Source organism: Pseudomonas sp. KnCO4 (assembly GCF_045344305.1).
In the GTDB taxonomy this organism is placed as follows: Bacteria; Pseudomonadota; Gammaproteobacteria; order Pseudomonadales; family Pseudomonadaceae; genus Aquipseudomonas; species Aquipseudomonas anuradhapurensis.
Genome location: NZ_CP174199.1, coordinates 5,074,421 through 5,087,452 on the forward strand (window position 1 = coordinate 5,074,421; position 13,032 = coordinate 5,087,452).

A 13,032-nucleotide genomic window follows, 5' to 3' on the forward strand; every position below is an offset into this window, starting at 1 on the left:
GCGGCGCTCGATTTCATAGGCGCAGAAAACGTTGTGGCGCACACATTGAGGCGTTCACACGATCTGAAGCCAAACCCTCACTGCTTCATCCCCAACTCAGCATCATCCATAAGTGCCTTGGCCATCGCACTCAGGTAATGGGCAGCCCAGATCATCATCGGTTTCTCATCCATCAGCCCGGTAATGGTCAATTCACGGACATACCCCATCAACTTCGAAGACTGCTCGCGAGCATCCCTGCACGGGATACCCGGCTCGATGCGGAACAGCGGATGTGTGCCATTCTCGCCCTGGTAGAACGTGGTCTTGCCGACGGTGAATTGGCTGTCTTCTGTTGTCATTGTTCAGTCCCCTGATAATTCTCGACTGCCTGGCCGGGCCTCTTCGCGGGCGCGCCCGCTCCCACAGGATCACCACAGGCTTCAAGACTTGCACCGTACCTGTGGGAGCGGGCATGCCCGCGAAAGGGCCCGCTCAGACGACATATCAACAAAGCCTTACAGCAGGCATCGGGCTGTCTTCACAGAAAAGGGGATCGTGGGGATAAAAAGGTCCAGCGAGGCTGACCGCAATGCGGTGGGGCTGGCAGAAAAACACAAGCGACACCTTCAATATCGAAGGGAACAAACAAAGCGGGCAGCAAATGACAGGAGATACTGGCTCGAAACAAATGTGGAAGCCGGCTTTCCGGCGATGCGCCGCGCGGGCGCTCGATCTCACAGGCGCAGAAAGAACGGCTGAGGGTTTATGAAAAAGGAGAGTTTCGGCTCTCCCTTTTCATGCAAGCTTTTCTTTTTGGTTGGCATGCCGGCCAGCACACCAAGAACTGACACGCAAAAGCTCAGACCTCGACTGGCATGTAATTTTTCAAATCGATGCGAAGATCCTCCATCCTATACCCCATTGTTGATTCTCCTGAAAACCTCACAACAAATCTGTCTTTCCGATAAATGCCGACTTTACCCTCCCAGCTCATCAGCATTCCATCGATCGGCCCCGCCACCAACACACCACTCTCGTCAGCAGAGTACTCTCCATCCTTGAGAGCGGGCGGAATATTGAACACAAAATAGCTCTGCGGCCCGATATCTCCTACCACCTGTATATATTTATCCCATTCATAATCAACAAAGGCTTTGTCACTGTTTATATCTAAAACGGATCCATCTGGACGCGTCAACTTTCCGGTGAAGCGCTGTTCCGCATAATCCAACTTATCGCGTGAAAAAATCGACTTAAGCCCAAAAAGTCTAAGATCCGGCACTTTGACTGACATGTTCGCACCTCTTTGATTAAAGTTAACTTAACAAACACTCTTACAGTAGCGCCATTCACATCAAGCACAACTGGCAAAAATGACAGTTGAGTTTTTAACAAAACCGTGCGGAACACCGTACTAGGTTCCGTACGAAATCCGAGAAACCCAATTGCCGCACTGCGAACGCTGAGGTTTTGTAATGCCCTCCCATAGTCGGGGGGCGGCCCCGCCTGAGCGACCGCCTGATGCTTGATGGCGTGCTTTGGATGCTCTGTTCGGGCGCTGCGTGGCGAGACATGGCAGAGCGCTTCGGCCCTTGGACAACGGTGTATCAACGGTTTCGCGGCTGGCGAAATCTGGGGACGTTCGATCAGATGCTCAAACGCTTGCATCTGAGATTGAATGAGGAAGGCTTGATCGATTGGAGTGTCATGGAGAGCAGCACCGGTACGGATGCCAAACCGCAGGCCTCATTACACTTTCTCAAGCCACATCACCCAAACCTATTAACCTCCCCCCACGCCACTCTGTCCGCCTAGACTCGCAGCATCCCACCTCAGGACCGCGACCATGCCCGAGACCCTGCTCAGCCCCCGCAACCTGGCCTTCGAACTCTACGAAGTACTCGACGCCGAAGCCTTGACCCAGCGCCCGCGCTTTGCCGAGCACAGCCGCGAAACCTTCGATGCGGCGCTCACCACCGCCCGCACCATCGCCGAAAGGTTCTTCGCCCCGCACAACCGCAAGGCCGACGAAAACGAGCCGCGCTATGTGGACGGCCGCGCCGAACTGATCCCGGAAGTGAAACCTGCCATCGACGCCTTCCTCGAAGCCGGCTTCCTCAACGCCAACCGCGATTTCGAAGTCGGCGGCATGCAGTTGCCCAGCCTGGTCTCACAGGCCTGCTTCGCCCACTTCCAGGCCGCCAACGCAGGCACCACGGCCTACCCGTTCCTGACCATGGGCGCAGCCAACCTGATCGAAAGCTTCGGCAGCGAAGAACAGAAGCGCCTGTTCCTGCAGCCAATGATCGAGGGCCGTTACTTCGGCACCATGGCCCTGACCGAACCCCATGCCGGCTCTTCGCTTGCCGATATCCGCACCCGTGCCGAGCCTGCCGGTGATGGCAGCTACCGGCTCAAGGGCAACAAGATCTTCATTTCCGGCGGCGACCACGAACTGTCGGAAAACATCGTACACATGGTCCTGGCCAAGCTGCCGGACGCCCCGCCCGGGGTGAAAGGTATCTCGCTGTTCATCGTGCCGAAGTACCTGGTCAACCCGGACGGCAGCCGCGGCCCACGCAACGATGTGCTGCTGGCCGGGTTGTTCCACAAGATGGGCTGGCGTGGCACCACGTCCACCGCGCTGAACTTCGGCGACAACGGCCAGTGCGTCGGCTACCTGGTCGGCCAGCCGCACCAAGGCCTGGCCTGCATGTTCCAGATGATGAACGAAGCGCGCATCGGCGTTGGCATGGGCGCAGTGATGCTCGGCTACGCCGGTTACCTGTACTCGCTGGACTATGCCCGCCAGCGGCCGCAGGGCCGGCTACCGGACAACAAGGACCCGCACAGCCCGGCGGTGCCGATTGTCGAGCACACGGATGTGAAGCGCATGCTGCTGGCCCAGAAGGCTTATGTGGAAGGTGCATTCGACCTGGGCCTGTACGCCGCTCGCCTGTTCGACGACAGCCATACCGCCGCCGATGAAAGCGCCCGTAAACAGGCGCAAGAGCTGCTCGACCTGCTCACCCCGATCGTCAAGTCCTGGCCTTCGACGTTCTGCCTCAAGGCCAACGAACTGGCGATCCAGATTCTTGGCGGCCACGGCTACACCCGTGAATACCCGGTCGAGCAGTACTATCGCGACAACCGCCTGAACCCCATCCATGAAGGCACAGAGGGCATCCAGTCGCTTGACCTGCTAGGCCGCAAGCTGGCACAGCACAACGGTGCTGGGCTCAAGCAACTGATCCGCCTGATCGCCGCCACCGGCGAGCGCGCCAGCCATCACCCCAACCTCGACCTGCTGCGCCAGCCACTGGAACAATTGGTCACCCGCCTGCAAGCCGTAACCTTGGCCCTGCTCGGCGACCTGGCCCAGGGCAAGATCACCAATGCTTTGGCCAACTCGGCGCTATACCTGAAGGCCTTCGGCCATTGCGTGATCGGTTGGCGCTGGCTGGAGCAGGCGATCCACGCCGACCTCGGGTTAATGAAAGACAACCCCACCGACCGCGACTTCTACCTCGGCAAGCTACAGGCCGCGCGTTATTTCCTGACCTGGGAAGTACCAGGCTGCCATAATGAGCTGGCATTGCTCGAGGCGCGCGACGATACCTGCCTCGCCATGCAAGACGGGTGGTTCTAGGGGGAGCCACCGTGTACACGGAGGCTTCCGAATGTTCGATTCCAGCGCCCTGCTGCGCCAGCGCTTTACCGCGCTGCGCAGTACGGCCGAGTTGTTTTCCCTGCGTCATGTGAAACAGTCGCACCAGGCCCTGTCGGTACGCCGCAATGTCGCTGAGCCACCGCTGTTCAGCCAGGACGAAGGCGCCATGCTCACCGTGCGGATCAACGGCGTGGAAGCCTATGCCGCCACCGCCGACCTGTCCCAGGCCGGCCTGCAACGCGCGCTGGAGCAAGCCGAGGCACTGGCCCGGCAGATCGCCCGCCACAGCCTGCTGGACCTGCGCGGGCAGGCAGTGACCAGTGCCCAGCATGACCACATTTCGCCCAACTTCGACCAGCCTGTGCCCTCCCTTGCCGACTGCCTTGGCCTGCTCGCGGCAGAATCGGCCAGCGTGCCCAAGGACAACCGCCTGGTGGACTGGCAAGCCAGCCTGGGCATGAGCCTGGTCGAGCAGACCTACCTGAATTCGGCCGGCGCGCAACTGCGCCATGCGCAACGCTTCTTGTTCCCCGGCGTCGGGGTCACCGCCAGCGACGGCCAGGACAGCCAGAGCCGCAGCCTGGGCCGTGACAACTTCGGCCAGCAGGGCGGCTTCGAGGTCATCGAGCGCTGCGGCCTGGTCGGCGCCGCCCGCCGGGTAGCAGACGAGGCGCTGCAGCTGCTGCTGGCGCCGAACACACCCAGCGGCCCGCGTGACCTGCTGTTGATGCCGGACCAGATGATGCTGCAGATTCACGAATCGATCGGCCACCCGCTGGAGTTGGACCGCATCCTCGGCGACGAGCGCAACTACGCCGGCACCAGCTTCGTCAAAACCAGCGATTTCGGCCACCTGCAGTACGGCTCCAGCCTGCTGAACGTGACCTTCGACCCGACCATCGGCGAAGAGCTGGCCAGCTACAGCTTCGATGACGACGGGACCCCGGCCAGCAAGCAGTTCCTGATCCGCGACGGCCTGTTGCTGCGCCCGTTGGGCGGTGCGCTGTCGCAGTTCCGCTCCGGCCTCGACGGCGTGGCCAACAGCCGCGCCTGCGGCTGGAACCGTGCGCCGATCGACCGCATGGCCAACCTCAACATCGAGCCGGGGGACAAGTCGCTGAGCCAGCTGATCGAGGGCATCGAGCAAGGCATCCTGATGCGCACCAACCGCTCCTGGTCCATCGACGACGCGCGCAACAAGTTCCAGTTCGGCTGCGAATGGGGCCAGCTGATCGAGGATGGCGAACTCAAGGGCATCGTCAAGAACCCCAACTACCGCGGCATTTCCGCACATTTCTGGCGTAACCTGGCGGCGGTCGGTGATCGCAGTACCTTCCAGGTGCTGGGTACACCCAATTGCGGCAAGGGCGAACCCAACCAGGTGGTACGGGTTGGTCACGCCTCGCCAGCCTGCGTGTTCCGCCAGATCGATGTATTCGGAGGAGACGCCTCGTGAAGAACGCTTTCGAAAACTTGGTGGCGGAGCTGAACAAAGCCCTGCAGACGGGCGAGCAGTTCACCCTCGGCTACAGTGCCGAGCAGTCGCAGTTCGTACGCTTCAATCACGCCAAGGTGCGCCAGGCCGGCGAAGTGAGCCAGGCCAGTGCGCAACTGCGCCTGATCCGCGATGGCCGTCAGGCGGAGCAACAGCTGACCTTGAGTGGTGACCCGCTACTCGATAGCCAGCGCCTGGACACTGCCCTTGAGCAACTGCGCCAGACCTTGCCGCTGTTGGCCGTCGACCCATACCTGCGTGTGGACCAAAGCGCCTGGCACAGCCACAGCCAGCAGCAACAGCCGCTGCCCGAACTGCAGGAAGTACTGGCCCTGCTCGAACGCGAAGCCGGCGACCTGGACCTGGTCGGCATCTATGCCGCCGGCCCCATCTGCCGGGGCTTCGCCAGCTCGTTCGGGGCCTTCGGCTGGCATCAGGCCAACAGCTTCAACGTCGACTGGAGCCTGTTCCACGCAAATGGCGAGGCGGTGAAGGCCAACTACGCAGGGCAGCTGTGGCGCGCTGACGACTTCACCACGCGCCTGCGCCAGGCACGCGAACAACTGGGCTTCCTCGGCCGCCCAGCAGTAACCCTGAAGCCTGGCAGCTACCGCGCTTACCTGGCCCCGGCGGCGATGGACGAAATCGCTGGCATGTTGTGCTGGGGCGGCTTTTCTGCGCAGGCCCTGGCCACCGGCAACAGCGCCCTGCAGCGCCTCTACAACGGCGATGCGCGGCTGAGCCCGCTGGTGAGTTTCAGCGAGCAGGTCAGCGGCTCACTGAGCCCGGCGTTCTCCGATGAAGGCTCGCCGCGCCTGGACGTGCCGTTGATCCAGCAAGGCGAGGCACGGCAACGGCTGGTCAGCGCACGCAGCTCGGCTGAATTCGAGCTGCTGGCCAATGGCGCCGACAGCTACGAATCGCCATGCGCGCTCAGCCTTGCACCAGGTGGCTTGCCCAGCGAACAGGTGCTTGAGCGGCTCGGCACCGGGCTGTACATCAGCAACCTGTGGTACCTGAACTACTCCGACCTGCCGGCAGCGCGGATGACCGGGCTGACCCGCTTCGCCACGTTCTGGGTGGAAAATGGGCAGATCCAGGGGCCGGTGCGCACCATGCGCTTCGATGACAGCCTGTACAGCCTGCTCGGCAGCCAGCTGGAGGACCTGACCCGCGAACGCGAGATGATCCTGTCGACCAGCACCTATGGGCAGCGCAGTACCGGGTCGAGTCATTTGCCGGGGGCGCTGGTCAAAGGGTTGACTCTGACATTGTGATAGACACCACCGGCCTCTTCGCGGGCACGCCCGTTCCCACCGGTATTGCACCCTCATCGAATGCGATGCGCTACCGGTGAAAGCGGGCGTGCCAGCGAAAGGGCCGGTACTGACAAACGAGGAAGTCATGCCCGAACGCACCCCGCTGGACCCCGTTACCGCCCGCTGGATCCCCTGGGTGGTGGCCATCGCCTTCTTCATGCAGTCCCTGGACGGCACCATCCTCAATACCGCATTGCCGGCCATGGCCCGCTCGCTGGCCGAAGACCCACTGCGCATGCAAGGCGTGATCGTCGCCTACATGCTCACCGTGGCCCTGCTGATCCCCGCCTCGGGCTGGATCGCCGACCGCTTCGGTACCAAGCGCATCTTCTTCAGCGCCATCCTGCTGTTCAGCTTCGGCTCGCTGCTGTGCGCAGCGGCCAACAGCCTCGGTTTCCTGATCTTTGCCCGGGTGGTGCAAGGCCTGGGCGGTGCGCTGATGCTGCCGGTCGGGCGGCTGGTGGTGCTGCGTGCCTATCCACGCACCGAGCTGGTGCGCATCATGAGCTTCATCACCATTCCCGGCCTGCTCGGCCCGCTGCTGGGCCCGACAGTCGGCGGCTGGTTGGTGGAGATTCTCAGCTGGCACTGGATCTTCCTGCTCAACCTGCCCGTCGGCCTGGTCGGCTGCTATGCCGTGTGGAAGTTCATCCCCGACCTGCGCGGCGCCGAACGCACGACCTTCGACGGCCCGGGCTTCCTGCTGTTTGGCGCGGCGATGGTGCTGATCACCATCGCCATGGAGGGCCTGGGTGAACTGCACCTGCCACACCTGCGGGTGATGTTGCTGCTGTTCGCCGGCATGGCCTGCCTGGCGGCCTACTGGCTACGCGCTGGGCGCGACCCGGAGCCCCTGTTCTCGCCCAGCCTGTTCCGCGTGCGCACCTTTGCCATCGGTATCCTCGGCAACCTGTTCGCCCGCCTGGGCAGTGGCGCCCTGCCGTTCCTGGTGCCATTGCTGCTGCAGGTGGCGCTGGGCTACTCGCCGGCCCAGGCCGGCATGAGCATGATTCCGCTGGCCGCGGCGGCCATGCTCGCCAAGTCCATCGCCCGGCCGCTGATCGAACGCCTTGGCTACCGCATCATTCTTACCGGCAACACCTTGCTGCTGGGCGTGCTGCTGGCCAGCCTCGGCCTGGTCGACGAGCAAACCCCTTATGCCGTATTGCTGCTTCAGCTCGGCCTGCTTGGAGCCGTCAACTCGATGCAATTCACGGCGATGAACACGGTGACCCTGATCGACCTTGACGACGCCAGCGCCAGCAGCGGCAACAGCCTGCTGTCGGTGGTGGCGCAGCTGTCCTTGAGCCTGGGCGTGGCCTGTGCCGGTGCGCTGCTGGGTGGTTTCACCGCTGCCGGCAGCGCCGAGGGTGTGGAAACCACCCTGGGCGCATTCCAGCTGACCTTCGTGACCATTGGCGTGATGGCCATGCTCGCGGCGGCGATCTTCCTGCAGCTGGCGCCGACGGACGGAAGGCGTGCCCGTCGTCCGGAACAACACATGGAGTCGTAGGGCGAATGGCCACGAGGCTGGTAGACTATGCGGCATTTTTCGCTTCGCAACGCAGGCCCGCCTCGTGACCACCGACTCCACCGCCTTTGCTTCCCTGCCGCTGTCCGCTGCCATGCTGGCCAACCTGGACGCCCTCGGCTATGCCTCGATGACGCCGATCCAGGCCGAGAGCCTGCCGGTCATCCTCAAGGGCCAGGACCTGATCGCCCAGGCCAAGACCGGCAGCGGCAAGACCGCCGCCTTCGGCATCGGCCTGCTCAACCCGATCAACCCGCGCTATTTCGGCTGCCAGGCGCTGGTGCTGTGCCCCACCCGCGAGCTTGCCGACCAGGTGGCCAAGGAGCTGCGCCGCCTGGCCCGCGCCGAGGACAACATCAAGATCCTGACCCTGTGCGGCGGCGTTTCGCTGGGCCCGCAGATCGCTTCGCTGGAGCATGGCGCGCACATCATCGTCGGCACCCCGGGGCGCATCCAGCAGCACCTGGACAAGGGCACCCTGGTACTCGACGGCCTGAACACCCTGGTGCTGGATGAAGCCGACCGCATGCTCGACATGGGTTTCTTCGACGCCATCGCCAGCATCATCGGCAAGACCCCGTCGCGCCGCCAGACCTTGCTGTTCTCGGCCACCTACCCGGCCGGCATCAAGCAACTGGCCGCCGACTTCATGCGCAACCCGCAACAGGTCAAGGTCGAGAGCCTGCATACCGACAACCAGATCGAGCAGCGCTTCATCGAGATCGACCCGCAACAACGCCTGGAGGCCGTCACCCGCGTGCTCGGCCACTACCGCCCGCAGTCCTGCGTGGCGTTCTGCTTCACCAAGCAGCAGTGCGAGGACGTGGTCGCCCACCTGACCGCCAAGGGCATCGTTGCCCAGGCCCTGCACGGCGATCTGGAACAGCGCGACCGCGACCAGGTGCTGACCATGTTCGCCAACCGCAGCAGTTCGGTGCTGGTGGCCACCGACGTGGCAGCACGCGGCCTGGACATCGACGGCCTGGACATGGTCATCAACGTCGAGCTGGCGCGTGACGCGGAAATCCATGTACACCGCGTGGGCCGTACTGGCCGCGCGGGCGAAACAGGTATTGCGGTCAGCCTGGTGGCACCTGCCGAGGGCCACCGCGCCCAGGCCATCGAAGCGCTGCAGAAAAGCCCGCTGCGCTGGGACCAGCTGGACAGCCTGAAGAGCAAGGGCGGTGAGCCGCTGCTGCCGCTGATGAGCACCTTGTGCATCGCCGCCGGGCGCAAGGACAAGCTGCGCCCGGGCGACATCCTTGGCGCGCTGACCGGCGACGCCGGGATCCCGGGCAAGCAGGTGGGCAAGATTGCAATCTTTGACTTCCAGGCCTTTGTTGCCGTGGAGCGGCCGCTGGCCAAGCAGGCCATGCAGCGCCTGAACAGCGGCAAGATCAAGGGGCGCTCCCTGAAAGTCCGCATCGTCTGACCTGATTTTGCGCCGCTTTGCGACCCTTTCGCGACATAAGGGCGCTCCTGCAGGGGATCGCAAACTCCTGTAGGAGCGGCCTTGTGTCGCGCAAGGGCTGCAAAGCAGCCCCCGCAATCCTGAAGAGGTAACACCGTGCACTCCACCGACGTGATCATCCTCGGCGCCGGCGCCGCCGGCCTGATGTGCGCCCAGCTCAGCGCCCGTCGCGGCCGCCGGGTGCTGGTACTCGACCACGCCAACAAACCGGGCAAGAAGATCCTCATGTCCGGCGGCGGGCGCTGCAACTTCACCAACCTGTACACCGAGCCCGGCAACTTCCTCTCGCAAAATGCCCATTTCTGCAAATCAGCCCTGGCCCGCTATACCCAGTGGGACTTCATCGAGCTGGTGTGCAAGCACGGCGTGGCCTACCACGAGAAAAAGCTCGGCCAGCTGTTCTGCGACAACAAGGCCAGCGACATCCTCGACATGCTGCTGGCCGAATGCGACGAGGCTGGTGCCGAGATCCGCATGCACACCAGCATCGAACAGATCGAGAAGACCGAAGGCGGCTACCTGCTGCAGACCAGCGCTGGCCAGTTTGCCTGCCAGTCGCTGGTGATCGCCACCGGCGGCCTGTCGATCCCGACCCTGGGTGCCAGCGGCTTCGGCTACCAGGTGGCACGCCAGTTCGGCCACACCCTGCTGCCGACCCGCGCCGGCCTGGTGCCATTCACCATCACCGAGCCCCAACTCAAGGCACTGTGCACCGAGCTGTCCGGCACCTCGCTGGATTGCACCGCCAGCTGCAACGGCACCAGCTTCCGCGAGAACCTGCTGTTCACCCACCGTGGCCTGAGCGGCCCGGCGATCCTGCAGATCTCGTCATTCTGGGAGGCCGGTGACACGCTCGAGATCAACCTGCTTCCCGACCGCGATGCACTGGCCTGGCTGCAACAGATGCAGGCCGAACGCGCCAACGCCGAACTGAAGACCGTGCTGGGCGAGGTGTTCACCCGCAAGCTGGCCAACCTGCTGGCCGAGCAGTGGTTCGAGTCCAGGCCCATGAAGCAGTACACCCCGGCAGAACTGGCGCAGATCGCCGGCAAGCTGGCGAACTGGCAGGTAGTACCGGCCGGCACCGAGGGCTACCGCACCGCCGAGGTGACCTTGGGTGGGGTGGACACCCGCGAAGTGTCGTCCAAGACCATGGAGTCGCTGAAGAGCCCTGGCTTGTATTTCATCGGTGAAGTACTCGATGTGACCGGCCACCTGGGCGGTTTCAATTTCCAGTGGGCCTGGGCCTCCGCCAATGCCGCTGCGCAGTTCGTGTAGAGTAGAATCCATTCAGCAGCACGGAACGCTTCTTGCTGACCGTGCCGCCATGCATTCAATCGCTCACTGCCCAGCAGGCCATCATGTCATCGAGCTCGTTCCGTCAGTCACTGCGTCGCCTGTGGGGCCAAGACAAGTTCAGCTACAGCATCCGGGTCACCATCGCCCTCACCGGCAGCCTGGCCCTGTGCTGGTACCAGAACGAGATGGCCCTGCTGATCCCGCTGTTCCTCGGCATCATCGCCAGCGCCCTGGCGGAAACCGATGACAGCTGGCAGGGCCGCCTCAGCGCCCTGGCCGTTACCCTGGTGTGTTTCGCGATCGCCGCGCTGGCAGTCGAGCTGCTGTTCCCCTACCCCTGGATCTTCGTCATTGCCCTGGCGGTCGCCGCCTTCAGCCTGACCATGCTCGGGGCGCTGGGCGAGCGCTACGGCGCCATCGCCTCGGCGACCTTGATCACCTCGGTCTACACCATGATCGGTGTGGACCAGCGCGGCGGCCTGGTTACCGACTTCTGGCACGAACCGTTGCTGCTGGTGGCAGGTGCGGCCTGGTACGGGCTGCTGTCGGTGCTGTGGCAGGCGCTGTTTTCCAACCAGCCGGTGCAGCAGAGCCTGGCCAAGCTGTTCTTCGAGCTGGGCAGCTACCTCAAGCTCAAGGCCAGCCTGTTCGAGCCCATCCGCACCCTCGATATCGAAGCACGGCGCCTGGAGCTGGCACAGCAGAACGGCAAGGTGGTGGCGGCCCTCAACACGGCCAAGGAAATCATCCTGCACCGGGTCGGCAACAGCCAGCCCAACTCCAAGGTCAGCCGCTACCTCAAGCTGTACTTCCTGGCTCAGGACATCCATGAGCGGGTCAGCGCCTCGCATTACCCGTACAACGCCCTGACCGAGGCGTTCTTCCACAGCGACGTGATGTTCCGCTGCCAACGCCTGCTGCGCAAACAGGGCTCGTCCTGCCAGGAGCTGGCCCGTTCGATCCGCCTGCGCCAGCCGTTCGTCCTGGCCAGCGGTTATCCCGAAGCCCTCGAAGACCTCAACGCCTCGCTGGAACACCTGCGCATCCAGAGCAACCCGGCCTGGCGCGGCCTGTTGCGCTCGCTGAGGGCGCTGGCGGCCAACCTGGCGACGCTGGACCGCCTGCTCAGTGCCGCCAGCAACCCGGACAGCCTGGCCGATGCCAGCGACAGCAGCCTGCTCGACCGCTCGCCACGTTCGCTGAAGGACGTGTGGACGCGCTTGCGCACCCAGCTGACCCCGACCTCACTGCTGTTCCGCCATGCCTTGCGCCTGCCGCTGGCATTGTCGATCGGCTATGGCATGGTGCACCTGATCCACCCGACCCAAGGCTACTGGATCATCCTCACCACCCTGTTCGTCTGCCAGCCCAACTACGGTGCAACCCGGCGCAAGCTGGGGCAGCGGATAGTCGGTACCGCCTTCGGCCTTACCGTCGGCTGGGCGTTGTTCGACCTGTTTCCCAACCCGGTCGTGCAGTCGCTGTTCGCCGTGGTCGCCGGGGTGGTGTTCTTCGTCAACCGCACCACCCGCTATACCTTGGCCACGGCAGCCATCACCCTGATGGTGCTGTTCTGTTTCAACCAGATCGGCGACGGTTACGGCCTGTTCCTGCCACGCCTGTTCGATACCCTGGTGGGCAGCCTGATCGCCATTCTTGCGGTATTCCTGTTCCTGCCCGACTGGCAGGGGCGACGCTTGAACAAGGTGCTGGCCAATACCCTGACCTGCGCCAGCGTGTACCTGCGCCAGATCATGCAGCAGTACGCCCACGGCAAGCGCGACGACCTGGCCTACCGCCTGGCCCGGCGTAACGCCCACAACGCCGACGCGGCACTGTCCACCACCTTGGCCAACATGCTCATGGAGCCGGGGCACTTCCGCAAGGAAGCCGACGTCGGTTTCCGCTTCCTGGTGCTGTCGCATACCTTGCTCAGCTACCTCTCCGGGCTGGGCGCGCACCGCGATACCGCCTTGCCGGCGGAGGTGCAGGAACAATTGATCGAAGGTGCCGGGCAAAGCCTGGCCAGCAGCCTGGACGAGATCGCCAATGGCCTGGCCGCGCGGTCGCCGGTGGCGATTCACAGTGACGCCGAAGAGGCGCTGGCCAATACCCTGGAACAGATGCCGGAAGAGCTGGACGAACACCAACGCCTGGTACAGACGCAGTTGGCCTTGATCTGCCGGCAGTTGGCGCCCCTGCGGACCTTGGCAGCGCACCTGATCAAGGAAGGTGCGCCGGGCTGATCTTGTGCGGCTTGCACAG

The 13,032-nt window shown here is 63.6% G+C and carries 9 protein-coding genes and 1 pseudogene; 8 read left to right on the forward strand and 2 right to left on the reverse strand.

Annotated elements, in window-relative coordinates; all coding sequences use genetic code 11:
- Positions 1–77: 77 nt before the first annotated feature.
- Positions 78–341, reverse strand: coding sequence for a DUF3077 domain-containing protein (locus ACJA3S_RS23465; RefSeq protein WP_406820163.1), 264 nt, complete (start codon positions 339–341; stop codon positions 78–80).
- Positions 342–841: 500 nt separating this feature from the next.
- Positions 842–1,276, reverse strand: a complete 435-nt coding sequence (locus tag ACJA3S_RS23470; protein WP_406820164.1) for a hypothetical protein — start codon at positions 1,274–1,276, stop codon at positions 842–844.
- A 200-nt stretch (positions 1,277–1,476) separates the two neighbouring features.
- Here ACJA3S_RS23470 and ACJA3S_RS23475 point away from each other — a divergent pair.
- The 8 genes and pseudogenes from ACJA3S_RS23475 to yccS form a co-directional block, all read left to right on the forward strand.
- Positions 1,477–1,680, forward strand: a pseudogene (locus ACJA3S_RS23475) (transposase); the annotation flags it as partial.
- Positions 1,681–1,828: 148 nt separating this feature from the next.
- A complete protein-coding gene (locus tag ACJA3S_RS23480; protein WP_406820165.1) occupies positions 1,829–3,631 on the forward strand; it encodes an acyl-CoA dehydrogenase in 1,803 nt (600 codons plus the stop codon).
- Between the two features lie 31 nt (positions 3,632–3,662).
- Entirely contained in the window at positions 3,663–5,108 is a 1,446-nt protein-coding gene (locus ACJA3S_RS23485) for a TldD/PmbA family protein (RefSeq protein WP_406820166.1), read from the forward strand.
- A complete protein-coding gene (locus ACJA3S_RS23490) occupies positions 5,105–6,424 on the forward strand; it encodes a TldD/PmbA family protein (protein WP_406820167.1) in 1,320 nt (439 codons plus the stop codon). Before ACJA3S_RS23485 ends, ACJA3S_RS23490 begins: the two co-directional genes overlap by 4 nt.
- A gap of 127 nt (positions 6,425–6,551) precedes the next feature.
- Positions 6,552–7,979, forward strand: coding sequence for a multidrug transporter subunit MdtD (mdtD, locus tag ACJA3S_RS23495; protein ID WP_406820168.1), 1,428 nt, complete (start codon positions 6,552–6,554; stop codon positions 7,977–7,979).
- 112 nt (positions 7,980–8,091) lie between these two features.
- Positions 8,092–9,429 carry an ATP-dependent RNA helicase DbpA gene (gene dbpA, locus ACJA3S_RS23500; protein ID WP_406822300.1) on the forward strand — a complete coding sequence of 446 codons (1,338 nt, stop codon included), beginning with the start codon at positions 8,092–8,094 and terminating at the stop codon, positions 9,427–9,429.
- Positions 9,430–9,564: 135 nt separating this feature from the next.
- On the forward strand, positions 9,565–10,746 hold the full coding sequence (locus ACJA3S_RS23505) for an NAD(P)/FAD-dependent oxidoreductase (RefSeq protein WP_406820169.1): 1,182 nt from the start codon (positions 9,565–9,567) through the stop codon (positions 10,744–10,746).
- A gap of 83 nt (positions 10,747–10,829) precedes the next feature.
- Complete coding sequence (yccS, locus tag ACJA3S_RS23510; protein WP_170033114.1) at positions 10,830–13,013, forward strand: YccS family putative transporter; 2,184 nt, start codon at positions 10,830–10,832, stop codon at positions 13,011–13,013.
- Positions 13,014–13,032 lie beyond the last annotated feature (19 nt).